Raw genomic sequence first — 23,014 nt, forward strand, 5'->3', positions numbered from 1 at the left:
TTCAGCAAGGTTGCGGCAGCTCGCGCTCATGCGGTGCAGAGCTGTTCAAATTCTGACCCTAAGGACTCCACATGTTCCGTTCTTTCATGAGCCGCTCCCTGCGCTCAGTCCTGATCGCCGCAACGGCGATCAGCCTCGGTGCCACGGCCCTGTCTGCGGCCGAACCGGGTGACGTTGTTGCCAAGGTCGGCAGCACGGAAATCACCGAAGCCGATATCGCCTTTGCCGCCCGTGACCTTGGCCCGCAGCTGCAGCGCTTCCCGCCGGCCCAGTGGCGCCAGATTCTCACGGATGTGATGATCGACATGACGCTTCTGTCCGATGCGGCGAAGAAGGAAGGCCTTGAGAAGGACGAGGACTTCCAGCGCCAGGTCCGCTTCATGACCACGCAGGCCCTGCGCAATGCCTATGTGGCGCAGAAGCTGGATGCGGCCATCAGCGAGGATGACGTCAAGGCGGCCTATGACAAGGAGTTCAAGGACTTCCAGGGCGAAGAAGAAGTCCGCGCCCGCCATATCCTTGTCTCCTCCAAGGAAGACGCCGAGAAGCTGATCAAGGAGCTGGACGGCGGCGCCGACTTTGCGGAGCTCGCCAAGGCCAACTCCAGCGACGGCTCGGCCGCCAATGGCGGTGACCTTGATTACTTCACCAAGGGCCGCATGGTGCCGGAGTTCGAGGCGGCTGCCTTTGCCCTGCAGCCGGGCGAATACACCAAGGAGCCGGTTGAGACCCAGTTTGGCTGGCACATCATCAAATCCGAAGACAAGCGCATCCAGAGTGCTCCGTCGCTGGAAGAGGTCTCCGACGGCCTGCGCCAGATGCTGATGCGTGAGCGTTATGCAACGCTGATCGAAGAGCTGAAGGCCGCAAATCCGGTGGAAATCATCAAGCAGGATGCTGCTGCCGATGCCCCGGCTGGCGAGGCTGCAAAGCCTGCTGCGCAGTAAGGCAGAAGGTCCGGAAGGCACAGCGCTTCCAATCTGACAGGGATCCCCCGGCACCCCGCCGGGGGATTTCCTGTTTCAGGGGGTGTCATGGGTCTTGCGCACCCCCCTTCCATCGGGCAAGGCTGCGGCTCATTGCATTTGAGTGCCAGAGGCCGTCATGTCGACAGAAGTTTCCCCGCTTGCCCCCAAGTCCTACCCTGAGATGCCCGTCATCGAAGGCGTGCGTTTTGCCACGGCGGCTGCCGGCATCAAGTACAAGGGCCGCACGGATGTGCTCCTTGTGCTGATGGATGAGGGCACGGAAGTGGCCGGTGTCTTCACCCGCTCGCTCTGCCCCTCCGCCCCGGTGGACTGGTGCCGCGCCAATCTGCCTTCCGGCAAGGCCCGGGCGCTGCTGGTCAACTCCGGCAATGCCAATGCCTTCACCGGCAAGAAGGGCAAGGAAGCGGTCGAGCTTTCGGCGGACATCGTCAGCAAGGCGGTCGGCTGTGCTCAGGGCGAGATCTATCTCGCCTCCACCGGCGTGATCGGCGAACCGCTGCCTGCGGACAAGTTCTCCGGTGTCGTTGACGGACTGGTGTCTGATGCCGTTGCCGGTTCCTGGCTCGATACGGCCAAGGCGATCATGACCACCGACACCTATCCGAAGGTGTCTACCCGCACGGTGGATCTTGGCGGTGTGCCGGTGACGCTGAACGGCATTGCCAAGGGTGCGGGCATGATTGCCCCGGATATGGCGACCATGCTGTCCTTCCTCTTCACCGATGCCCCGGTTGCAGCTTCCGTGCTGCAGGAGCTGATCTCCGGCGCCGTTGGCGGCAGCTTCAATGCCATCACCGTGGACAGCGACACCTCCACCTCCGACACGGCCCTGCTGTTTGCCACCGGCAAGGCGGCCGAACGCGGTGCTGTACGTGTCACCGAAGCCTCTGATCCGCGTCTGGAGCCTTTCCGTCAGGCGCTGGGCGAGGTGATGCAGGATCTGGCCCACCAGATCGTCCGGGATGGCGAAGGCGCCCGCAAGTTCGTGGAAGTGCGCGTCGAGGGTGCCTCGTCCGATGCGTCGGCCAAGCGCATTGCCCTGTCCATCGCCAACTCGCCGCTGGTGAAGACCGCCATTGCCGGTGAGGATGCCAACTGGGGCCGTGTCGTCATGGCTGTCGGCAAGGCCGGAGAGCCGGCGGACCGTGACCGTCTGGCCATCTGGTTCGGTGATGTGCGTGTGGCCGTCAATGGCGAACGGGATCCGGATTACTCGGAGGCGGCCGCTTCCGCCGTGATGGAGCGCGAGCATATCGTCATCCGCACAGAGATTGGTCTGGGCGAGGGGACTGCGACAGTCTGGACTTGCGATCTGACCAAGGCCTATGTCGAGATCAACGGCGATTACCGCAGCTGAACCGTCAAACTTTCTTCAGGGCGGGCTCTGAGATTTTTTAAGAGCCCGCTCAAAACTGTCTAAAATTGGAACATGCCATGCGGATGGTTCTTGTCGTTGCCTGTGCTCTCATTGACGCGGACGGGCGTATCCTGATCGCGCAGCGGCCCGAGGGAAAGTCCATGGCAGGGCTCTGGGAATTCCCTGGAGGCAAGGTGGAAGCTGGAGAGCGGCCGGAAGCCTGCCTGATCCGTGAGCTTTCCGAGGAACTTGGAATCAGCGTTAAGGAAGAGTGCCTAGCCCCTCTGACCTTCGCCAGCCACGCTTATGAAGATTTTCACCTCCTCATGCCATTGTATGTCTGTCGGCGATGGCAAGGAACTCCTGCAGCCCAGGAAGGGCAGACCCTGAAATGGGTCAGGGCAGGCAAGCTCAGGGACTTCCCCATGCCACCGGCCGATGAGCCGCTGATCCCCCATCTGATCGGGTTGGTCGGCGCCTGATGTAGACCGACAGGCAAACAGCCGTGTATCTGGCTGGTTAGGAGTTGCAATGCGACTGGACGAAAATCCGGCAGGCATGTTTGGTGCCCCCGCCAGGAAGCGCGTTCAGATCGGCCTTGATCTGGCGGCCCGCTTCCAGGAAGACGTGAAAGGCGCGACGGCCGTTGAATATGGCCTGATGGTCGGGTTCATCTCACTGGCCATTGCTGCGACTCTGCTGTCCATTGGTCATGACATTGGCACAGCCTTCACCATCATCAGTGATGCCCTCAAGGGCTCCTGATCAAACGCCCCCGCGATCCTCCGGCACTTTCAGCGCATCGGCCAGTCTTGCCTTGGCGGAACCCGGTTTCAGAGGCTTCTGCTGGCTCTCATGCGGTGCCCAGCCGGAGAGATACATGACCTGAAACGTGGCACGGATGCGTCCATCCGGATCTCTGTAATCCGCTGCATAGAGTTCCGCAGCCTTCAGGAACACAGCCCGTGACAAGGGTTTGCGGCTGCGCTCGTTCAGTGCCGATGTGGCGCCCATCATCTTCAGATCCCGCATCAGCGCAAAGATGCTGTCATAGCGCACGGTTAGCTTGTCCGTGTCCGTGACCGGCAGGGCAAAACCGGCGCGCTGAAGCAGGGCGCCAAGATCCCGCGTATCGGCAAAGGGCACGACGCGGGGGGCGGCGCCGCCGGTCACTTCCAGCTCCGCCCGCATCAGGCAATCGCGCAGCTCGCTCAAGGTATCCCCGCCTAGCAGGGCCCCCAGAAACAGCCCGTCCGGGCGCAATGCCCGGCGGATCTGGATCAGCGCGCCCGGCAGGTCGTTGACAAGCTGCAGGCTGAGCGCCGAGACGATCAGCCCCACGGACGCATCCCTCAAGGGCAACAGTGCGTCATCGCAGACAAAGTCCGGGGCGGGCAGAGCAGGGTCGCGCAGGAACAGGTCACCACGCAGCACCGTCTCCGCCTTGCCGCTTTGGCGCAGGATTTCAGCAATCCGCCCGGTGTGGCCGCCCAGATCCACCGCCGTGCCGAATTCGCGCGTCACCGCCGCAATCCTGTCCGCCAGATCTTCGGCGACAGCGGCCAGCAGGAAGTCGGCACCTTCCGTACGGCGCTCAAGGGCACGGCTGCGCCGCTGGGCGAAGAGGGAACGGTCGATGAGGTCGATGCGGGTCATGTGGGTGCCTTCCGGGTGCCGGGCATGCTGCCTTATAGGCCCAGCCTTCCGCTTCCGTCAAAAGCTGCTAGGGTGACGTGAACCACGGGTTGCAAGAGGCGGCGGATGCTTCAGGAACCGGATGCAGGTCTTCACAGCCTTGACTGGCGCCGCCGCTCCCTCGGCGGATTGCGCCGGATCTGGCGCGCGGGGCTGGACTTCCTGCTGCCGCCGCGCTGCCTGACCTGCGATGCCCCTTCTGCCGAGCCCGATGCAGTCTGCCCCTCCTGCTGGGGGCAGATGCCCTTCATCGAGGCGCCCTGGTGCGCCCGTTATGGCACGCCGCTCTCGTTTGATCTGGGGCCTGAAGGCCTGAGTGCCCGCGCCATCGCCTCTCCGCCCCTCTTCAACCGGGCCCGTGCAGCCACCCTCTATGGCGGCCCGGCGCGGGATCTGGTGCTGGCGCTCAAATTCGGCGGGCGGCGTGAGGTGGCAGCCCCCATGGGGCGGCTGATGGCGGCAGCCGGGCGGGAATTGTTCCAGCCTGATACCCTCGTTCTGCCTGTGCCCCTGCACCGCACGCGCCTGTGGCAGCGGCGGTTCAATCAGGCGGCCCTGCTGGGGCAGGAGGTGGCGCGCATCAAGGGCGCCGGCTTTGAACCGCTGATGCTGGAGCGCCGCCGCCGCACCCGCCAGCAGGTGGGCCTGCATGCAGATGAGCGCGGCCGCAATGTGCGCGGCGCCTTTGCTCTCCGGCCGGAGGCGGCGATGCAGATCAGCGGGCGGCCTGTGGTGCTCGTGGATGATGTTCTGACAACGGGATCAACGGTTGAGGCCTGCACGCGGGTGCTGCTGCGGGCCGGCGCGCGGCAGGTGGACGTGCTCACCTTCGCCATCGCCGATCCCTCGCTCACTGCAGACTGAGTGGTTTCCCTTCGGCCGCGGCCATTTTCGGGGCTTGTCCGGCGCAAGTTCCGGCAGATATAAGCCGGTGAGGGGCGGTGATCTGCCCATAAGGAGTTGAAACGTGGTTGAAGTCATCATCTACACCCGGCAGATGTGCGGCTACTGTTCTGCGGCCAAGCGCCTTCTGGACAGCAAGGGCGTTGCCTATACCGAGCATGACGCAACCTTCGATCCTGGTCTGCGGTCCGAGATGATTGCCAAGGCCAATGGCCGCAGCACCTTCCCGCAGATTTTCATCGGCGGCGTGCATGTAGGTGGCTGCGATGACCTGCATGACCTTGACCGCGCGGGCAAGCTCGATCCCATGCTCGCCGCCTGATCCGGAGCTTGTGACACATGGCCATCTTCACCGCCGCCTGCGTGCAGCTTCGCTCCAGCCGGGACGTTGCTGCCAATAGTGCCGCTGCCGAAGCGCTGATCCGGGAGGCGGCCGCAGCGGGGGCGGACTATGTGCAAACGCCGGAGATGACCAATCTGCTGGAGCGCAGCCGCGAGGATCTGATGGCCAAGATCCGGGTGGAGGCGGAAGACCCTTCGCTTACCCGTTTCCGGGCGCTGGCCGCAGAGCTTGGCATCTGGCTGCATATTGGCTCGCTCGCCATTCTGCTGGAGCCGGGCAAGGCGGCAAACCGCGGCTTTCTCATCGGCCCCGACGGCAGCCTGAAGGCGAGATACGACAAGATCCACATGTTTGACGTGGATCTGCCCAACGGCGAAAGCTGGCGGGAGTCTGCGACCTACCGGCCCGGCTGCGAGAGCCTTGTGGCGGACCTGCCCTTTGCACGGCTTGGCATGGCTGTGTGCTATGACGTGCGCTTTCCAGCCCTGTTCCGGGAACAGGCGCGCGCCGGGGCCGAGGTGCTGACCATGCCGGCGGCCTTCACCCGCCAGACGGGCGAAGCGCACTGGCATGTGCTGCAGCGGGCGCGGGCGATCGAAAATGGCGCCTTCGTCATCTCCAGCGCGCAGGGCGGCAAGCATGAGGACGGGCGCGAGACCTATGGCCACAGCCTGATCGTCAACCCCTGGGGTGCGGTGATCGCGGAACTTGACCATGATGAACCGGGCTTCGTGACCGCCCGTATTGACACAGAAGAAACGCTGAAGGCGCGTCAGCGCATTCCCGCCATCGCCAACGAGCGGGATTTCACCCTGACGCAGACCGGCAAGGAGATTGAGGCGTGATCCGTTACACGCTCCGCTGCGACAATGCCCATGAGTTCGAGGGCTGGTTCCGCAATTCCGGAGATTTCGAGCGCCAGACGGCGCAGGGACTGATGAGCTGTCCGGCCTGCGGGTCTGATGACGTCACCAAGGCTTTGATGGCGCCTGCCGTCAGCACTTCGGAGCGCAGGGAGAGCCTTGCGCCAGCCGGTGCTGATGCGGCAGCTGCCGGACCCGTTGAAGCGCCTGCTCCGGCCGCTGGTGCAGCGGCAACATCGGCCATGATCGCCTCGGACTCGCGCCACGCCGAGCTTCTTGAGAAGATCCGGGAGCTGCGTCAGCAGATTGTCTCCAACGCGGATTACGTCGGTCAGTCCTTTGCCGATGAGGCGCGCAAGATGCACTATGGCGAGGCGGACCATCGCAGCATCTATGGCGAAACCAGCCCGGATGATGCCCAGGCCCTGCTGGAAGAGGGCATCAGCATCCTTCCGCTTCCGGTGCTGCCGGAAGACCGCAACTGATTTCTGCCTTCGCTCAGTCCACGCCAGCAGCCGGGCCAACTTGAACGGGTGGCCCGGCTGTTGTTGGATGGAGCCTGATCAGGCGCTGGCAGCCGGTTTTGCGCGCGGGGCGGCCTTGCGGGCTGCCGTTTCGCCACTGCCGTTGCTATTGGCAGCCGGTTCTATGGCTTTGGATGCAGCTTCCAGTGTCTGCTGGGCGAGATCCTCGACCACTTCAGCCGCAGTATCGACGACCAGATCCCCGGCCTTCGAGGTTTCCGTGATGCTGGTCTGGAGCAGTTCCAGCGTTTTCTGCGCCTGGGCCTCGTAGTCGTGCCACATGTCGCGGAAGAAGCCCTGCAGGGTCTTGGCGGTTTCTGCCGGTTCCTTGCAGGCCACGAGCGTGCGGAAGCAGGCGAGATCTGCCTTGAGCCGCTGGTTCACGAAGTCCATGTGGCCGGTGAAAGCCCTCTCGCTGCCTTCCAGCATCTGGCGGCTGGCGGTTTCCAGGGCGCTGAGCGTGTGTTCACCGAGCTTGTCAGAGCGTTCTGCCCATGCCCAGTTATCGGCCCATTTGCTGGATGCCACATTCATCCACGGCGCGGTGAGCCCCATGGCGCCGTGAACGGCGGTGTCATGTTCAATCCGGTTCTTTGTCATGTCGACCTCCCACAGATGTCGATTGCGCGTCTTCAGAAGGAGAGACGCCTGCCTTGCCGCTGCTTGCGGTCTGTCAGGCCGTGGCCTGCATGCTGCTGGCAATTACCGCGGGTAAGGCCTCAGCATGCACACGTGCCGCTAGGTTAGCAAGGGAATGTGACAACCGTTTTGATCTGCCTCACGAGAGAGCGCGCGGTCTGCGGCAGGATTGCGGCATTAGCCCTCAAATCCTGCGGCAGTGTGACGCGGAAGTCCGGAAGGTCTCAGGCGCGCATCCAGGCCTGCAGCTCTGCGGTCACGGCGCCCGGGGCCTCCAGCGTGGAGAGGTGCCCGGCCCCGGCAATCAGGCTGAGGCGGCTGCCGGGGATGGCTTCGTGGATCTCACGGGCAATGGCAGGCGGCGTCAGCGTGTCGCCTTCCCCTGCCAGCACCAGCGTGGGGCAGGTGATCTGGCCGAGGAAGGGGCGGGAGTCGATCCGGGCCATGATGGCGGTCTGCTGGCGCACGAAAGCCTCGGGCCCCGTTTCTTCCGCCATTTCCACCACCACGGCCTTGAGAGTTTCGTCCTCTGCCCGCGAAGTATCCACCAGTCCGGGATAGAGCAAGTGCGGCACCTTGGCGAATTTGCCCGATTGCGCCATCTGCATCAGCACGCGGCGGCGCTCGCCCTGCTCCGGCATGTCGGGCCGGGCGCTGGTGTCCAGCAGGGCCAGCCGCGTCACCTTTTCCGGCGCCTTGCGCATGATCTCCATGGCGATGTAGCCGCCCATGGACAGCCCGGCGAGGGCAAAACGCCCGGGTGCCGCTGCCAGAATGCCTTCTGCGATGGCGCTGATGCTGTCCGCATCCCGGTGATTGCCGATGAGGATCGGCCGGTCCGAAAAGGCGGCGATCTGTGCGGCAAACAGCAGCTCGGTGCAGAGCAGGCCCGGAATGAAGACGACAGCCTCGGTCATGCGTGCGTATCCCTGTGTTCCTGAAACGTAAGGCTTTCTCGTGCCGGAAAAATTCCTGCTTGGGAAGCCTGTTTCGGAAACACGCGGGATGTCAGTGCTGCATCAGGCCGATGTCTTTCGCGGCGTCCATGATGACCGGATAAAGCGATGCCAGCAGCAGCAGGGCCATGGCGATGTTGAAGACCTGCAGCCGTGCCGGGCTGGCCAGGAAGCCGCGCAACAGCCTGCCTGCGGCCACCCAGGAAAAGCAGCAGGGAGCACCCGTCAGACCATAGAGCAGGGTGATGATCAGCACGTTTGTGAAAAAGCCGTCTGCGGGTGTGTAGGCGGCGATGGCGCCGATGGCCATGATCCAGGCCTTCGGGTTGACCCACTGGAAGGCGGCTGCCTGCAGGAATGTGAAAGGCTTCGGCTTGGCGCCTGCGGTCTGCGGCGCACCGGAGCGGGCAATTTTCCAGGCGAGCCAGGCCATGTAAAGCGCCCCGGCATATTTCAGCACGTCATGCAGGGCGGGCCACAGCTCGAAGAGTGCGCCTATGCCCAGCCCGCAGGAGAGCACCAGAATCGAGAAGCCGATGCTGATGCCCAGCATATGCGGCAGGGAGGCCTTGATGCCGAAGTTCACCCCCGAGGCCAGCAGCATGGTGTTGTTCGGCCCCGGCGTGATGGAGGAGACGAAGGCGTAAAGAACAAAGGCGGCGATCAGGTCGGGCGTCATGACAGGCTGTGCTCGGGTAAGTGTCTGGCTGGCCTGCAGAATAGAGGCGTGACGCTTTTGGTGAAAACGGAATAGCGTCACGTGACACTATTCCGTTTCCTGATCTTACCGTTTCTCTGCCCCGGGATGCTGCTTCAGCGGCTGGCGAGCAGCATGTAGTTCACGTCCATGTCGCGCGAGCGGTTCCAGCGGTCGGTGAGCGGATTGAAGCTGACACCGCTGCGGTCGATTACCGTGAGGCCTGCGGCCGTCACCGGGCGCTCGATTTCCTCCGGGCGGACCAGCTTTTCAAAGCTGTGCGTGCCCTTCGGCAGCCAGCGCAGCACATATTCGGCGCCGACGATGGCCAGCGCATAGGCCTTGAGGGTGCGGTTGATCGTGGCCACGAACATCAGCCCGCCGGGGCGGACCATGCGCGACACTTCGGTGAGGAACAGCGGCACATCGGCTACGTGCTCCACCACTTCCATGTTCAGCACCACGTCAAAGGTTTCGCCTGCTGCCGCCAGATCTTCGGCTGTGGTCGCGCGGTAGTCGATGGCAAGACCGGACTGGGCCGCGTGGAGCTTCGCAATCTCGATATTGACCGTCGAGGGGTCGGCGCCCACCACTTCGGCGCCAAGACGGGCCATGGGCTCGCTCAAGAGCCCGCCGCCGCAGCCGATGTCGAGGAAGCGCAGCCCCTTGAAGGCATCACTGGCCTTGGGATCGCGGACGAAGCGGGCGCAGACCTGTTCCTTGATGTAGGCGAGGCGCACCGGGTTGAACTTGTGCAGCGGCTTGAACTTGCCGGCCGGGTCCCACCATTCGGCGGCCATGGCGGAAAAACGGGCCACTTCCCGCTCATCGACGGTGCTGCCGGTTGCGGCCTGGTCCCTCGTGGTCTCGGTGCTCATGACTGTCCTTCCCGGATGAGGTCTTGCGCGGGGCTTGCGCTCTGAGGTGTGACCTTTCGCGTCAGGGCGGCTTTGTCAAGGCTCCCTGTTGCAGATGCGGCGTTGTGGCTGTATGGATTGCGGCCGATCCGCCGGGCGCGCTCGCGCCCATATGGCTCTCGACGGGAAGACAAAAACCACGATGGCCCGACTGGTTATGAAGTTCGGCGGCACGTCCGTCGCGAATATCGAACGCATTCGCAATGTTGCCCGCCATGTGAAACGGGAAGTTGACGCCGGCCATGAAGTTGCCGTCGTCGTATCGGCCATGGCCGGGCAGACCAATCAGCTGGTCGCCTGGTGCCGTGAAGCCGCTCCCATGCATGACGCGCGCGAATATGATGCCGTTGTCGCCTCCGGCGAGCAGGTTACCTCGGGGCTTCTGGCCATCGTGCTGCAGGAAATGGGCGTCAATGCCCGTTCCTGGCAGGGCTGGCAGATCCCGATCCGGACCGATGGCTCGCATGGCGCAGCCCGCATTGCGGGCATTGATGGCGCCTTCATGGTGGAGCGGCTGAAACAGGGCCAGGTGGCCGTGGTTGCCGGTTTCCAGGGCATTGCCCCGGACAACCGCATCTCAACGCTCGGCCGTGGCGGCTCCGACACTTCGGCCGTGGCCATTGCCGCTGCCATTCAGGCCGACCGCTGCGACATCTACACGGACGTGGACGGGGTCTACACCACCGATCCGCGCATCGTGCCGAAAGCCCGGCGCCTTGACCGCGTCGCCTTCGAGGAAATGCTCGAAATGGCTTCGCTCGGCGCCAAGGTGCTGCAGGTGCGCTCGGTCGAAATGGCCATGGTGCATGGCGTGCGCACCTTCGTGCGTTCAAGCTTTGACGATCCCGATGCCCCGCAGGAGGGCAACGACGGTCTTCCCCCCGGAACTCTCATCTGCGACGAGGACGAACTCGTGGAACAGCAAGTCGTGACCGGCATCGCCTTTGCCAAGGACGAAGCCCAGATCTCCATCCGCAACGTGCCCGACAAGCCGGGTGTTGCCGGTGCCGTGTTCGGCCCGCTGGCCGACGCCAACATCAACGTGGACATGATCGTCCAGAACATCTCGCCGGACGGCAAGACGACGGACATCACCTTCACGGTGCCCGAATCAGAATACGACCGGGCCATGAAGACGCTGGAAGCCAAGCGCGCCGATCTCGGTTTCGGTGCTCTGGAAGGCGCCCGCGATGTGGTGAAGGTGTCGGTGATCGGCATCGGCATGCGCTCGCACGCAGGCGTTGCAGCCCAGTGTTTCCGCGGCCTTGCGGAGAAGGGTATCAACATCCGTGCGATCACCACCTCCGAAATCAAGATCTCGGTGCTGATCGATTCCGCCTACACGGAACTTGCGGTCCGGACTCTCCATTCGCTATACGGTTTGGACGGGTAATAACCAGCCTGGGCCGGGCAGAGGTGGAACACCGCCCCTGCCAGCCCGCGCCGACGGAACGGAGCTGACCCATGCGCAGCAACCTGGCCGGTCCGCGCCTGTTGCTCCGCAGGCTTCGCGAAGTCATGGCGGAGCCGATCAACGCGCAGGAGCGGCTCGACAAGATCGTGGTCCTGATCGCGGCGAATGTGGTCGCCGAGGTCTGCTCCGTCTATATTCTGCGTGCTGACGGCGTTCTGGAGCTTTATGCCACCGAAGGCCTCAACCGCGAAGCCGTGCACCAGGCGTCGCTGCGCGTCGGGCAGGGCCTCGTCGGCCTGATTGCCGCCGAAGCACGGCCGCTCAATCTTCCCAATGCGCGGGCACATCCCGCCTTCGCCTATCTGCCGGAAACCGGTGAAGAGGCTTATAACTCCTTCCTGGGCGTGCCGGTCCTGCGCGCCGGGCGCACGCTCGGCGTTCTGGTGGTGCAGAACAAGTCGCACCGCACCTATTACGAGGACGAGGTCGAGGCGCTGCAGACCACTGCGATGGTCATCGCGGAAATGGTCGCCGCCGGCGAACTGGAAGCCATCGCCAAGCCGGGCACGGGGCTGGATCTCTCCCGTCCCTTCCGCTTCTCGGCCGTCGGGCTGGCCGAGGGCGTGGGTCTGGGCCACGTGGTTCTGCATGAGCCGCGCGTCGTCGTCACCAACCTCATTGCCGAGGATACCGACCACGAGACGAGCCGCCTTGAAGGCGCGATCGACCGTCTGCGCCTGTCCATCGACAGCCTGCTGGCCTCCGGTGACTTTGCTCAGTCGGGCGAGCACAGGGATGTGCTCGAAGCCTATCGCATGTTCGCCTATGACCGGGGCTGGATCCGCAAGATCGAAGAGGCGATCCGCAACGGCCTGACGGCGGAAGCCGCCGTGGAAAAGGTGCAGAGCGACATGCGCGCCCGCATGCTGCGCCAGACGGACCCTTACCTGCGCGAGCGCCTGCATGATCTCGACGATCTGGCGCACCGGCTGATCCGCGAACTCATGGGCCGCCAGCACAGCGGTGGCGCCGGCAACCTGCCGCAGGATGCCATCATCGTTGCCCGCAACATGGGCGCCGCCGAACTTCTCGACTATGACCGCGACCGGATTCGCGGCCTGGTGCTGGAGGAGGGCGGTCCGACCAGCCACGTCACCATCGTGGCGAGGGCCCTCGGCATTCCCGCCGTGGGGCAGGTGCAGGATATCGTCAGCCTCGCGGATGCGGGTGATGCCATCATCGTCGATGGCGGCACGGGTGAGGTGCATCTGCGCCCCGCTTCTGACGTGCAGGATGCCTATGCGGAAAAGGTGCGCTTCCGCGCCCGCCGTCAGGCCCAGTTCCGCCGGTTGCGCAACAAGCCCTCCGTCACCAAGGATGGGGTGGAAATCGCGCTGCAGATGAATGCAGGCCTCCTGGTGGATTTGCCGCATCTGAGCGAATCGGGGGCCGTGGGCGTTGGCCTGTTCCGCACCGAACTGCAGTTCATGGTGGCTTCGTCCTTCCCGCGCCTGTCCGATCAGCAGGCTCAGTACACTCAGGTGCTGGATGCGGCGGATGGCAAGCCCGTGACCTTCCGCTCGCTGGATATCGGCGGCGACAAGGTGCTGCCCTATCTGCGCTCGATCCAGGAAGAAAACCCGGCCATGGGCTGGCGCGCCCTGCGCCTTGGCCTGGACCGGCCGGGCCTGCTGCGCACCCAGGTGCGTGCGCTGCTGCGCGCGGCTGCCGGGCGCGAACTCAAGCTCATGTTCCCGATGGTCTCGGAAGTCTCCGAGTTCCACCGGGCGAAGGAACTGGTGGAGCGCGAGCTGAAACATGCCCGCCGCCATGGCCATGACGTGCCCGATTCCATCCGCCTCGGCGTGATGATCGAGGTGCCCTCCCTGCTGTTCCAGCTGGAAGAGCTGTTCCAGGTGGTGGACTTTGCCTCCATTGGCTCCAATGACCTGTTCCAGTTCTTCTGCGCCGTGGACCGGGGCAACACCCGTGTTGCCGACCGCTATGACACGCTCGGCCCCGGCTTCCTGCGGGCGCTGAAGCTGATCGTGGATGTGGCCGGGCGCCACCATGTGCCTGTGACGCTCTGCGGGGAAATCGCCGGCAAGCCTCTGGAGGCCATGGCTCTGATCGGGATCGGCTACCGGTCTCTGTCCATGTCGCCGGCCTCGCTGGGCCCGGTGAAGGCAATGCTGCGCAGCCTTGATGCGGGGCGCCTGTCGGCACGCCTGCTGCCGCGCCTTGATCACGGGCACCCGGATCACGAGATCCGTGCCTTCCTGCGGCGCTTTGCCGAAGAGCAGGACGTGGCGCTCTAGCGCAGCGCCTGCCGTTCATCCCGTTTACTGCCGGGAGGCATTTTTCTCCCGTGGCTTTGGAGACATGCGCTCATGCTGGCGCAAGCAAAACTCGACACACTGCTGAACCGCTTTGCCGAACTCGAACACCGCATGTCCTCCGGTCCGGATGCTGGGGAATATGTGCGTCTTTCGCGTGAATATGCCGATCTGGAGCCGCTGGTGCGCGCCGTGCAGGCTCTGCGCAAGGCGGAAGAGGATCTCGCTGGTGCAGAGGCGCTGATTGCGGAGGCGGGCAGCGACCGGGAGATGCGGGACCTCGCCGAGCTGGAGCGCGATGAGCTGACGCAGAAGGTGGAGGAGCTGACGCAGGCCGTGCGGATCGGCCTCCTGCCCAAGGACAGCGCCGACAAGAATGACGCCATTCTGGAAGTGCGGGCCGGCACGGGCGGGGATGAAGCGGCGCTTTTTGCCGGTGACCTTTTCCGCATGTATCAGCGCTATGCCGCACTGCAGGGCTGGAAGGTGGAAGTGCTTTCGGCCAGCGAAGGCGAGGCGGGCGGCTTCAAGGAAGTGATCGCCTCCGTCACGGGCGAGAATGTGTTCGCCCGGCTCAAGTTCGAATCAGGCGTGCACCGGGTGCAGCGCGTGCCTGAAACCGAATCGGGCGGGCGCATCCACACCTCTGCCGCCACGGTTGCCGTGCTGCCACAGGCCGAAGAGGTGGATGTGGATGTGCAGGAATCAGACCTGAAGATCGACACCTACCGGGCCTCGGGCGCGGGCGGCCAGCACGTCAACACCACCGATTCGGCTGTGCGCATCACCCATCTGCCCACCGGTATCGTCGTGGCGGTGCAGGATGAACGCTCCCAGCACAAGAACCGGGCGAGAGCCCTGCAGCTGCTGCGCGCCCGCATCTATGATGCGCAGCGCGACAAGGCAGCGAACGAGCGCTCCGAGGCGCGGCGCCTGCAGGTGGGCTCCGGCGACCGGTCGGAGCGCATCCGCACCTATAATTTCCCGCAAGGCCGGGTCACCGACCACAGAATCGGCCTGACGCTCTACAAGCTGGAGCAGGTGCTGGCGGGCGAAGCGCTGAACGAACTGGTGGAAGCGCTGACCGTGGATCATCAGGCAACGCTGATGGCAGCCGAGGAGGGCTGAGCCCATGTCTGAGGCAGGGGAGGTGCCAACTCTCGGGGCGCTTTACCGCGAGCTGCGCGACAGGTTCCGCAAGGCAGGCCTTGCCTCGCCGGAGCTGGATGCCCGGCTGCTTGTGGCCGCTGCTGCCGTCCTGTCTCCCGGTGATGTGGTGCTGCGCACGGATGATCCGGTGAGCGGGGCCGTGGCTGCGCTGGCCCGCCGCCATGCACAGCGGCGCGAGGCGCGGGAGCCTGTGGGCCGCATTCTGGGCGAGCGGCAGTTCTTCGGCCTGGATCTGGCCCTCTCCCCGGACACTCTGGAGCCGCGTCCCGACACGGAAACTTTGGTGGAGGTGATGCTGGCGCGGGCGGGCGGCTTCTCCAGTCCGCTGATTGCCGACATCGGCACGGGGACGGGCGCCATCATTCTGGCCCTGCTTAGTGAGCTGCCGCAGGCACGTGGTCTGGCGATTGATCTGTCACGCGGTGCATTGGAGACGGCGCGGGCCAATGCAAGGCGCCACGGGCTGGAAGACAGGCTTTGCTTCGCTCAGGCAAGTTATGCCGGAAGTCTTGCGCCTACCTTCGACTGGATCGTCAGCAATCCGCCCTATATCGTCTCGGATGTGATCGCCGGGCTCGATGAAGATGTGCGCAAGCATGACCCGGTTCTGGCGCTTGATGGCGGGCACGACGGGCTTGTTGCTTATCGTGCAATCGTGCCGCAAGCGCTGCCTGCGCTGCGTCCCGGCGGGCGGCTCGGCCTCGAGATTGGCTTTGACCAGGGCGGGGCCGTTTGCGGCCTGATGGCCGAGGCCGGATTTAAGGATATTGAAATCATTCAGGATCTCGGCGGAAATGATCGTGTGGTAACGGGCATAAAACCGGTCTCGGGCTGACTGCGGACAGCCTTTAAAAAAGGCTTGGAAATCTGACGCGAACCGGCTAGTTTCACTTTGCCGAAGCCGGGATAACGCGGTCGGGGCGAGTTTCTCGCCATATCGGCGATCCAGCCCACGCAGGGATTATGGGCCGAACGATCGCAACGCGTTTTGGAAACCGAACATTTTCTGATTAATCGGACTGTCGGTCTGTCGCAGAATATGACGATTGCGTTGCCCTTCGCGGGGTGAAGCTGTCGTGGCGGTTCATTGTTCACAGCCGGTCATGCTCCCTTCACTGGAGCCGGGTAAAGCCGGAACCCCAGCGCAGGGAATACAGACGCGCTTTTGATTGGCCGGCCTTGCCGGCCGCCGTTCCTTAAGAGTTAACGGCAGGATGAGACCAGGAAATCAAAATAAGCAGCGTATGCGGAACAACCGGGGCCGTAAGGGACCGAATCCGCTGACCCGGACGTTTGAATCGAACGGCCCGGACGTGAAGATCAGGGGTACGGCTCTGCACATCGCCGAGAAGTACCAGCAGCTGGCCCGCGACGCACAGGCAGCCGGTGACCGGATCATGTCGGAAAACTATTTCCAGCATGCCGAGCACTATTACCGCATCGTTGCCGCGGCGCAGCCCAACATGGTGGCAAGCGGCGGCCTTCGGTTCGACAACGGCTATGACGACGAGGATGGCGAGGATCAGGGTGCCGAAGGTGCCGAGATCAACGAGCGTTCTGACCGTCAGGACCAGCCGGAGCGGCCCGAACGTTTTGAACGCCCCGAGCGGTCTGAACGCCCCGAACGGTCTGAACGCATGGAGCGGCAGGACCGTCCCGCGCGCCAGGACAGGGGCGAGCGTCAGGAGCGTGGTGAGCGCCCCGAACGCGGTGACCGCCCGATGCGTCAGGAGCGTTCCGAGCGCAACAACCGGCAGGACCGGTATGAGCGCCGCGACCGCGACGACCGCCAGGAACGCGCACCGCGCCCGGTTGAATATGTTGCGGCCGACGAGCCGCAGCCCTTCATCGAGCACATGCCTGTTCCGGGCCTGAACGCGGTGCATATCAGCCGTCCGGTTCACGAAGAGCCGGTTCAGACGGAAGCTGCGGTCTATCCCGGAGCCGAAGGTGAAGACGGTGAGGATGGCCGCCCGCGCCGCCGCCTGCGCGGCACCCGTGGCCGTGGCCAGCGCCGTGAGGGCGAAGATGCTCCGGCTGAGGAAGCCGCAGCCGCTCCCGCCCCGGCTCCGGCCGAGGCTGCTGCTCCGGTGGAAGCTGGTGAGGAGCCCAAGCCCCGCGCCCGCCGCACACCGCGTCCGCGCCGCACCAAGGATGTGGAAGAAACCACCTCCAGCGACGCCTGATCAGGCCGCAGGGTACAGAAAGATACGAAAGGGCGCTCCGGTCTGCGGGGCGCCCTTTCTCTTTGCGCCTGCTGGCGCCCATCTTCTCCTTGCGCCTGCCGGCCCATCTTCTTTTTGCGCCTGGCAGCGCAGGGTGAGCCCCGCGAAAGCTCCGGGGATCAGGATCCTTCCGGAGTTGCCGGACACCCCCTTTTGTTGTCAATTTGCAACACTATATGAGCCTTGCCATCCGGGTGATGGCGCGGGTGCCCGCCGGGGCAGTTTGCGGCCGCTAGGCCGGGGCTGCCTGCCGAATGGGGCCTGCAGTCCAGCACGCCGGCCATGCTACGGGTGGTCAGGCGGAAAGGAGTCTTGCGAATGAATATGGAAAAATACACCGAACGGGCGCGCGGCTTCATCCAGTCTGCGCAGACCTTTGCGCTGGGGCAGGGGCATCAGCAGTTCCTCCCCGAACATCTTCTCAAGGTGCTGATCGATGATCCGGAGGGCATGGCTGCCGGGCTGATCGACCGGGCTGGCGGCTCGTCTCAGGATGTCCGCATCGCCGTCGAACAGGCTATCGCCCGGTTGCCGAAAGTCTCCGGCGGCTCTGGGCAGCTTTATCTGTCTCCCGCCATGGCGCGCTTCTTCGAGCAGGCCGAGAAGGTGGCCGACAAGGCGGGCGACAGCTTCGTCACCGTCGAGCGCATGCTGCTGGCTCTGGCCATGGACAATGACAGCGAGGCCGGCAAGCTGCTGGCCAAGGCGGGCGTGTCCCCGGCCAATCTCAACCAGGCGATCAATGCCTTGCGCAAGGGCCGCACGGCTACCTCTGCCAGTGCCGAAAACCAGTATGATGCGCTGAAGAAATATGCCCGTGATCTGACGCAGGTGGCCCGGGACGGCAAGCTTGATCCGGTGATCGGCCGCGACGAGGAAATCCGCCGCACCATTCAGGTTCTCTCCCGCCGAACCAAGAACAATCCGGTTCTGATCGGTGAGCCGGGCGTCGGCAAGACGGCGATTGCCGAGGGCCTCGCCCTGCGCATCGTCAACGGCGATGTGCCGGAAAGCCTCAAGGACAAGCAGCTTCTGGCTCTCGACATGGGCGCGCTGATTGCCGGTGCCAAATACCGCGGCGAGTTCGAGGAGCGCCTGAAGGCGATTCTCTCCGAAGTCGAGACGGCAGCGGGCGGCATCATTCTGTTCATCGACGAAATGCACACGCTGGTCGGCGCAGGCAAGGCGGACGGGGCGATGGACGCCTCCAACCTGCTGAAGCCGGCCCTTGCCCGTGGCGAGCTGCACTGCATCGGCGCAACCACGCTCGACGAATACCGCAAGCACGTGGAAAAGGATGCGGCACTGGCCCGCCGGTTCCAGCCTGTGTTTGTCAGCGAGCCGACGGTGGAGGACACCATCTCCATCCTGCGCGGCATCAAGGAGAAATACGAGCTGCATCACGGGGTGCGAATCACCGATTCGGCCATCGTCTCCGCCGCGACCCTGTCGAACCGCTACATCACCGACCGGTTCCTGCCGGACAAGGCCATCGACCTGATGGACGAAGCGGCCAGCCGCCTCAGGATGCAGGTGGACTCCAAGCCCGAGGAGCTTGACGAGCTCGACCGGCGCATCATCCAGCTCAAGATCGAGCGTGAGGCGCTGAAGAAGGAGAGCGATCCGGCAGCGCAGGACCGTCTGGTCCGGCTCGAGAAGGAGCTTACCGCGCTTGAGGAGGAATCCGATGCGCTGACCCAGCGCTGGCAGGGCGAGAAGGACAAGCTGAACCTTGAGCAGAAGCTGAAGGAACAGCTGGACGGCGCCCGCAGCGAGCTGGAAAAGGCACAGCGGCAGGGCAATCTTGCCCGGGCCGGCGAGCTGGCCTATGGCGTCATTCCGGAGCTGGAGCGCAAGCTCGCCGATATGGCCGGAGCCAGCGCCAAGGGCGCGATGCTGGATGAGGCGGTGACCTCCAGCCACATCGCGCAGGTCGTCTCCAAGTGGACGGGCATTCCGGTCGACAAGATGCTGGAAGGCGAGCGTGACAAGCTCTTGCGCATGGAAGACGTGCTGGCAGGCCAGGTGATCGGCCAGGCCGAGGCGATCCATGCGGTTTCCACTGCCGTCCGCCGCGCCCGCGCCGGGCTGCAGGATCCGAACCGGCCGATTGGCTCCTTCATGTTCCTCGGGCCCACGGGCGTGGGCAAGACGGAGCTGACCAAGGCACTGGCCTCGTTCCTCTTCGATGACGATACGGCGATGGTCCGCCTCGACATGTCGGAATACATGGAGAAGCATTCGGTTTCCCGTCTCATCGGCGCGCCTCCGGGTTATGTCGGCTACGAGGAGGGCGGGGCCCTGACGGAGGCGGTGCGCCGCCGTCCCTATCAGGTCGTGCTCTTCGACGAGATCGAGAAGGCTCATACGGATGTGTTCAACGTGCTGTTGCAGGTGCTCGATGATGGCCGTCTGACCGATGGTCAGGGCCGCACCGTCGACTTCCGCAACACGCTGATCATCATGACTTCGAATCTGGGCGCCGAATATCTGGTCAACCAGCCGGAAGGCGAGGATACGGACAAGGTGCGCGATGAGGTGATGGGTGTGGTGCGCGGCCACTTCCGGCCCGAATTCCTCAACCGTCTGGACGAGATCGTGCTCTTCCACCGGCTGCAGCGCAACCAGATGGCTTCCATCGTTTCGATCCAGCTGGCGCGGCTGCGCGCCTTGCTTGCCGACCGCAAGATCACGCTGGATCTGGACGAGAGCGCCATCGGCTGGCTGTCGCAGAAGGGCTATGACGCCGCCTATGGCGCCCGGCCGCTGAAGCGGGTGATCCAGAAGGATGTGCAGGACCCGCTGGCAGAGAAGATCCTCTCCGGCACGGTGAAGGACGGCGACCACGTGGCGGTCAGCGCCGGAACGGACCGGCTGATCTTCACGACTGGCCCGGCCGCTGGCGAATCTGCAGCGGCCTGATTCGCCACCAGTCTTGAAAACGCCAGGTCATGAAAAAACCCGCCGGAGCGATCCGGCGGGTTTTTGTGTCTTGATGAGTGTCTGGCTTTGGCAGGCCGCCGCGTCAGCGCACCGTTTCTGAAGCGGACGCAGCAGCAAAGCGCGAGGGCTTCTGTCCGCGCTCCAGCAGGGCGTCGATCCGGGTGCGCTCCTGCTCGAAATTCGCCAGCATGCCGCCATCCAGCACCCGGCCGCGCGGCAGGCGGATACGCATCGGATCGACGAAGTTGTTGTTCACCAGCACCTCATAGTGAAGGTGCGGTCCGGTCGAGAGGCCGGTGGAGCCCACATAGCCGATGATCTGGCCCTGTGTGACGCGCCCGCCTTCCTTGATGCCGGGGCCGAAGTCGTTCATGTGATTGTAGGTGGTGACATAGCCATTGGCGTGGCGCAGCTCCACGCGCTTGCCATAGCCGGATTCCCACCCGGCCTTGATGATGGTGCCGTTGCCCGAGGCCATGATCGGCGTGCCGCGGGGGGCGGACCAGTCAACGCCCGTGTGCATCTTGCCAAAGCCATAGATCGGATGCTGCCGCACGCCGAAGCCCGAACGGAAGGTGCCGCCGGAGAGCGGCTTGCGCATCAGGAATTTCTTCGCGCTGCGGCCTTCCTCGTCATAGTAATCGACCGAGCCGTCGTCCGGGGCGCGGAAGCGGTAGAGCCGCCGCTCGGCAGAGCCCGTGTGCAGCGATGCATAGAGAATCTCGCCGTCTCCGCCATTCTCGTCTTCACCGCCGCCATAGAACACTTCCAGCGAATCTCCCGGCTGGACGCGGCCGTTGAAATCCACGTCATAGGAGAAGGCACCGATCAGTTCCTTGATCAGGTCCTCCGGGATCTGTTGTTCAAGCGCCGTCTGATAGACGCTCTCATAAAGCGAAACGGAGGGGCCGCCGGCGCTGCTGCCAAAGGTGTCGCGGTCCGCCTCGGCAAAGGCATCCAGCAGGTCCCCGGCCGGCTCATTGGCGGTCACGTAAATGCCGTTGTCGGAGCGGGCGACAGTCGCCTTGTGCTGGGTTTCTGTGTAGATGCTGACCCGCTCGACCCGGGGAATGGTCGGATCGGCGGGATCTGCGCCAAGGGCAATGCGCAGCCGGTCACCGGGGGCGACATCAAGAATGCCGGCGCCAAAGCGGAAGGCAGCCAGGATCGCTTCGGCTTCCGGGTCCGACGCCTGATTGTCGAGGAGAATGTCCTTGAAGGCCATATCCTGCTCGACGGGAATGATCCGCTCGTCAAAGCCGGCGACAGGCGCCGTGCCCGCCTGCTTGGAAACAAAGGAGACGTTTTCCTGGGTGATACGGACGGAGAGCCGGGCGAAGTCGGGCTGACGGGCAAGGTCAAAGTCGAAACGGTCCGGATCAACGATAGTCCGTGAGGCAATCTGAACGCCGCTCTCGCTCAGAAACTGGGCTGAAGCCCGGACCTGCCGCTCCACTTCCGTCTCGGAAGGCGTCAGGGCCGTGTCGATCAAGGGGCTGTTGACCGGAAAATCACTCTGCGCCAGCGTGAACTCACCCTCTGACTTGGCGGAATAGACCGCATCGCTGACAGTGCGCTCATCCAGCGGCTTCTGATCGGCGAACATCTGCAGCGGATTGAAGGCCGGAATGCGGCCCTCAACATCGGTGAGGCGCCGTGTCGTCAGGGTCGTGTTCACAAACGTATAAGGTTTGGCCTTGATGTGTTCCTGATCACCGCTGCGTGTCACGACATTCAAAGGGATGACGCGTTTGCTGGTGAACTGGGCAGCGGCCTTGCTGACCCGGTCTCCTTTGGTGCTGGCGCCAGCCGTGCTGAGCACTTCCGGATTCGGCGTGTGAGCCGTCGCAGCGGCGACACGGTACTGCCCGTCAAGTGCGGCAATCAATGCGCCGCCCATCAGGACGATCGACGTCACGCCCGTCAGAACAGTTCCGGTCAGCCAGCGCAGGCTCACCTTGCGGCGGTCCGGCAATGCGTTCCGCTCGTCATAGACAACGAGCGGCGGCATGGTGCCAAGTTCGACCGCCGGAAGAGCGTGAGACTGAAAGGGGCCCAGATGCATCAGTTGCCTTGTCTGTTCATGCCGTCCTGCCCTGCCTTGTTCTGGCAAGGCCATGCATTGCACGGAAACCTCCGCCTGCCGGAACGATCCGGAACCTGACGGAAAATGCAGCCTGCCGCCGCAAAGGTCAACGGCGCAGGCACTCTGCCAGGAAACGTTGTTCCCCTGCCGGAGAATGAAGCGGTCGATAAGCGCGGTTTCAGGCATGAATATGGCTGGCCCATATATAGGATGGGCGGCAGTGCCTGTGTGCAGGTCTTTGTTGCGTCTCTTTTCATGAGCAGCAGCGAGGGGTGCCGCCGGATGTGAAGGCCTTTTTCGGCCTGGTGTGAATTTTTTTAAGCCGGCTTGTGTGTAAAGAGGCAGAAATCACAGGGGGAGGGCACGCAAACCCCAGCGTTTCTGCGGGGTTCCAACCTTGTGAATCTTTTTTGACAATCTGTGTTGACTCCTCTGAGGGGTCTGGCTATAAACCGCTCCATCGACGGCGGCGCCACGGAAACACGGCGCCAGACGCTGTCGGGTCAGCCGAAAACGACTGAGCCGCTTGGAGCTCGCAAGAGCGAAAAGGTTCTGTTGTCTCCGGTTCCCGGTAACGGGGTGAACGTTTGATCGTTCAGTTCTTTGACAATTTGGAATTGAAGGAAGGGAAACGCGGCCGGCGTTGACTTTGCGCTTCGGCGGATCTGGAGACGGATTTGCTAAGAAGCAAGGGTTACGGACAGGTACGTTTCTTTTTCGGAAAGAAGCAAGGAAGACACATTTTGGTCGTGAGATTGAAATGGTCTCTGTCGAGTTTCATGCGCTGAGAAGTGTGTGAGAACTTTGAGTGCTTTATGCAGCGATTGAGAATTGGTGCCTGTGATTGAACTTTTGTTTAACCTGAGAGTTTGATCCTGGCTCAGAACGAACGCTGGCGGCAGGCTTAACACATGCAAGTCGAACGCCCCGCAAGGGGAGTGGCAGACGGGTGAGTAA

Annotated in this window: 20 protein-coding genes and 1 rRNA gene; 15 read left to right on the forward strand and 6 right to left on the reverse strand. The window is 63.7% G+C overall.

Going from position 1 to position 23,014, the window contains the following annotated elements; translation table 11 throughout:
* Positions 1-71: 71 nt before the first annotated feature.
* The 4 genes from H163_RS0118245 (at position 72) to H163_RS23175 (ending at position 3,111) form a co-directional block, all read left to right on the forward strand.
* Complete coding sequence (locus tag H163_RS0118245) at positions 72-947, forward strand: peptidylprolyl isomerase (RefSeq protein WP_019966060.1); 876 nt, start codon at positions 72-74, stop codon at positions 945-947.
* 157 nt (positions 948-1,104) lie between these two features.
* The gene (gene argJ, locus H163_RS0118250; RefSeq protein ID WP_019966061.1) at positions 1,105-2,346 is read left to right on the forward strand and encodes a bifunctional glutamate N-acetyltransferase/amino-acid acetyltransferase ArgJ; all 1,242 of its coding nucleotides are present in this window, start codon (positions 1,105-1,107) and stop codon (positions 2,344-2,346) included.
* 77 nt (positions 2,347-2,423) lie between these two features.
* On the forward strand, positions 2,424-2,828 hold the full coding sequence (gene mutT, locus H163_RS0118255) for an 8-oxo-dGTP diphosphatase MutT (RefSeq protein WP_019966062.1): 405 nt from the start codon (positions 2,424-2,426) through the stop codon (positions 2,826-2,828).
* Positions 2,829-2,877: 49 nt separating this feature from the next.
* Positions 2,878-3,111 carry a Flp family type IVb pilin gene (locus H163_RS23175; protein WP_019966063.1) on the forward strand — a complete coding sequence of 78 codons (234 nt, stop codon included), beginning with the start codon at positions 2,878-2,880 and terminating at the stop codon, positions 3,109-3,111.
* Here the strand turns inward: H163_RS23175 and H163_RS0118265 are convergent, their stop codons facing one another.
* On the reverse strand, positions 3,112-4,002 hold the full coding sequence (locus H163_RS0118265; protein ID WP_019966064.1) for a methyltransferase domain-containing protein: 891 nt from the start codon (positions 4,000-4,002) through the stop codon (positions 3,112-3,114). It abuts the gene before it with no gap.
* Positions 4,003-4,107: 105 nt separating this feature from the next.
* Here H163_RS0118265 and H163_RS0118270 point away from each other — a divergent pair, with 105 nt between their 5' ends.
* The 4 genes from H163_RS0118270 (at position 4,108) to H163_RS0118285 (ending at position 6,635) form a co-directional block, all read left to right on the forward strand.
* Entirely contained in the window at positions 4,108-4,905 is a 798-nt protein-coding gene (locus H163_RS0118270) for a ComF family protein (RefSeq protein ID WP_019966065.1), read from the forward strand.
* A 103-nt stretch (positions 4,906-5,008) separates the two neighbouring features.
* Complete coding sequence (gene grxC / locus H163_RS0118275) at positions 5,009-5,266, forward strand: glutaredoxin 3 (RefSeq protein WP_019966066.1); 258 nt, start codon at positions 5,009-5,011, stop codon at positions 5,264-5,266.
* Between the two features lie 17 nt (positions 5,267-5,283).
* On the forward strand, positions 5,284-6,132 hold the full coding sequence (locus H163_RS0118280; protein ID WP_019966067.1) for a carbon-nitrogen hydrolase family protein: 849 nt from the start codon (positions 5,284-5,286) through the stop codon (positions 6,130-6,132).
* Positions 6,129-6,635 carry a DUF1178 family protein gene (locus H163_RS0118285; protein WP_019966068.1) on the forward strand — a complete coding sequence of 169 codons (507 nt, stop codon included), beginning with the start codon at positions 6,129-6,131 and terminating at the stop codon, positions 6,633-6,635. The genes H163_RS0118280 and H163_RS0118285 overlap by 4 nt, the downstream gene beginning before the upstream one ends.
* A 78-nt stretch (positions 6,636-6,713) precedes the next feature.
* On the opposite strand, the gene H163_RS0118290 is transcribed toward H163_RS0118285, so the two are convergent.
* From H163_RS0118290 to ubiG, 4 genes are all read right to left on the reverse strand, one after another.
* Positions 6,714-7,274 carry a phasin family protein gene (locus H163_RS0118290; RefSeq protein ID WP_019966069.1) on the reverse strand — a complete coding sequence of 187 codons (561 nt, stop codon included), beginning with the start codon at positions 7,272-7,274 and terminating at the stop codon, positions 6,714-6,716.
* Between the two features lie 263 nt (positions 7,275-7,537).
* Positions 7,538-8,230 (reverse strand): alpha/beta fold hydrolase, encoded by a 693-nt coding sequence (locus H163_RS0118295; protein WP_019966070.1) that lies wholly within the window; start codon positions 8,228-8,230, stop codon positions 7,538-7,540.
* Positions 8,231-8,321: 91 nt separating this feature from the next.
* The gene (locus tag H163_RS0118300) at positions 8,322-8,948 is read right to left on the reverse strand and encodes a LysE family translocator (RefSeq protein ID WP_019966071.1); all 627 of its coding nucleotides are present in this window, start codon (positions 8,946-8,948) and stop codon (positions 8,322-8,324) included.
* Positions 8,949-9,082: 134 nt separating this feature from the next.
* Positions 9,083-9,844 carry a bifunctional 2-polyprenyl-6-hydroxyphenol methylase/3-demethylubiquinol 3-O-methyltransferase UbiG gene (gene ubiG, locus H163_RS0118305; protein WP_019966072.1) on the reverse strand — a complete coding sequence of 254 codons (762 nt, stop codon included), beginning with the start codon at positions 9,842-9,844 and terminating at the stop codon, positions 9,083-9,085.
* Positions 9,845-10,025: 181 nt separating this feature from the next.
* Here ubiG and H163_RS0118310 point away from each other — a divergent pair, with 181 nt between their 5' ends.
* The 6 genes from H163_RS0118310 to clpB all read left to right on the forward strand — a co-directional run bounded on the left by H163_RS0118310 (position 10,026) and on the right by clpB (position 19,950).
* Positions 10,026-11,276, forward strand: coding sequence for an aspartate kinase (locus H163_RS0118310; RefSeq protein ID WP_026356030.1), 1,251 nt, complete (start codon positions 10,026-10,028; stop codon positions 11,274-11,276).
* 71 nt (positions 11,277-11,347) lie between these two features.
* Positions 11,348-13,615, forward strand: coding sequence for a phosphoenolpyruvate--protein phosphotransferase (gene ptsP / locus H163_RS0118315; protein WP_019966074.1), 2,268 nt, complete (start codon positions 11,348-11,350; stop codon positions 13,613-13,615).
* A 72-nt stretch (positions 13,616-13,687) separates the two neighbouring features.
* A complete protein-coding gene (gene prfA, locus H163_RS0118320) occupies positions 13,688-14,761 on the forward strand; it encodes a peptide chain release factor 1 (protein ID WP_019966075.1) in 1,074 nt (357 codons plus the stop codon).
* Between the two features lie 4 nt (positions 14,762-14,765).
* The gene (gene prmC, locus H163_RS0118325; protein ID WP_019966076.1) at positions 14,766-15,638 is read left to right on the forward strand and encodes a peptide chain release factor N(5)-glutamine methyltransferase; all 873 of its coding nucleotides are present in this window, start codon (positions 14,766-14,768) and stop codon (positions 15,636-15,638) included.
* A gap of 409 nt (positions 15,639-16,047) precedes the next feature.
* Positions 16,048-16,989 carry a DUF4167 domain-containing protein gene (locus tag H163_RS23180; RefSeq protein ID WP_019966077.1) on the forward strand — a complete coding sequence of 314 codons (942 nt, stop codon included), beginning with the start codon at positions 16,048-16,050 and terminating at the stop codon, positions 16,987-16,989.
* A gap of 357 nt (positions 16,990-17,346) precedes the next feature.
* Complete coding sequence (gene clpB, locus H163_RS0118335) at positions 17,347-19,950, forward strand: ATP-dependent chaperone ClpB (RefSeq protein ID WP_019966078.1); 2,604 nt, start codon at positions 17,347-17,349, stop codon at positions 19,948-19,950.
* A 103-nt stretch (positions 19,951-20,053) separates the two neighbouring features.
* On the opposite strand, the gene H163_RS0118340 is transcribed toward clpB, so the two are convergent.
* Entirely contained in the window at positions 20,054-22,036 is a 1,983-nt protein-coding gene (locus H163_RS0118340; RefSeq protein ID WP_019966079.1) for a M23 family metallopeptidase, read from the reverse strand.
* 878 nt (positions 22,037-22,914) lie between these two features.
* On the opposite strand from H163_RS0118340, the gene H163_RS0118350 reads away from it, so the two are divergent.
* A 16S ribosomal RNA gene (locus H163_RS0118350) occupies positions 22,915-23,014 on the forward strand; the annotation flags it as partial.

Origin of the sequence: Pannonibacter phragmitetus DSM 14782, from assembly GCF_000382365.1 — a bacterium.
Lineage (GTDB): Bacteria > Pseudomonadota > Alphaproteobacteria > Rhizobiales > Stappiaceae > Pannonibacter > Pannonibacter phragmitetus.

Coding starts and splice junctions, on each gene's coding strand:
- prmC (WP_019966076.1), top strand. CDS start 14,766: ATGTCTGAGGCAGGGGAGGTGCCAACTCTCGGGGCGCTTTACCGCGAG.
- H163_RS23175 (WP_019966063.1), top strand. CDS start 2,878: ATGCGACTGGACGAAAATCCGGCAGGCATGTTTGGTGCCCCCGCCAGG.
- H163_RS0118310 (WP_026356030.1), top strand. CDS start 10,026: ATGGCCCGACTGGTTATGAAGTTCGGCGGCACGTCCGTCGCGAATATC.
- argJ (WP_019966061.1), top strand. CDS start 1,105: ATGTCGACAGAAGTTTCCCCGCTTGCCCCCAAGTCCTACCCTGAGATG.
- clpB (WP_019966078.1), top strand. CDS start 17,347: ATGAATATGGAAAAATACACCGAACGGGCGCGCGGCTTCATCCAGTCT.
- H163_RS0118245 (WP_019966060.1), top strand. CDS start 72: ATGTTCCGTTCTTTCATGAGCCGCTCCCTGCGCTCAGTCCTGATCGCC.
- H163_RS0118280 (WP_019966067.1), top strand. CDS start 5,284: ATGGCCATCTTCACCGCCGCCTGCGTGCAGCTTCGCTCCAGCCGGGAC.
- H163_RS0118290 (WP_019966069.1), bottom strand. CDS start 7,274: ATGACAAAGAACCGGATTGAACATGACACCGCCGTTCACGGCGCCATG.
- H163_RS23180 (WP_019966077.1), top strand. CDS start 16,048: ATGCGGAACAACCGGGGCCGTAAGGGACCGAATCCGCTGACCCGGACG.
- H163_RS0118265 (WP_019966064.1), bottom strand. CDS start 4,002: ATGACCCGCATCGACCTCATCGACCGTTCCCTCTTCGCCCAGCGGCGC.
- H163_RS0118270 (WP_019966065.1), top strand. CDS start 4,108: ATGCTTCAGGAACCGGATGCAGGTCTTCACAGCCTTGACTGGCGCCGC.
- H163_RS0118300 (WP_019966071.1), bottom strand. CDS start 8,948: ATGACGCCCGACCTGATCGCCGCCTTTGTTCTTTACGCCTTCGTCTCC.
- ptsP (WP_019966074.1), top strand. CDS start 11,348: ATGCGCAGCAACCTGGCCGGTCCGCGCCTGTTGCTCCGCAGGCTTCGC.
- ubiG (WP_019966072.1), bottom strand. CDS start 9,844: ATGAGCACCGAGACCACGAGGGACCAGGCCGCAACCGGCAGCACCGTC.
- H163_RS0118295 (WP_019966070.1), bottom strand. CDS start 8,230: ATGACCGAGGCTGTCGTCTTCATTCCGGGCCTGCTCTGCACCGAGCTG.
- mutT (WP_019966062.1), top strand. CDS start 2,424: ATGCGGATGGTTCTTGTCGTTGCCTGTGCTCTCATTGACGCGGACGGG.
- H163_RS0118340 (WP_019966079.1), bottom strand. CDS start 22,036: ATGCATCTGGGCCCCTTTCAGTCTCACGCTCTTCCGGCGGTCGAACTT.
- prfA (WP_019966075.1), top strand. CDS start 13,688: ATGCTGGCGCAAGCAAAACTCGACACACTGCTGAACCGCTTTGCCGAA.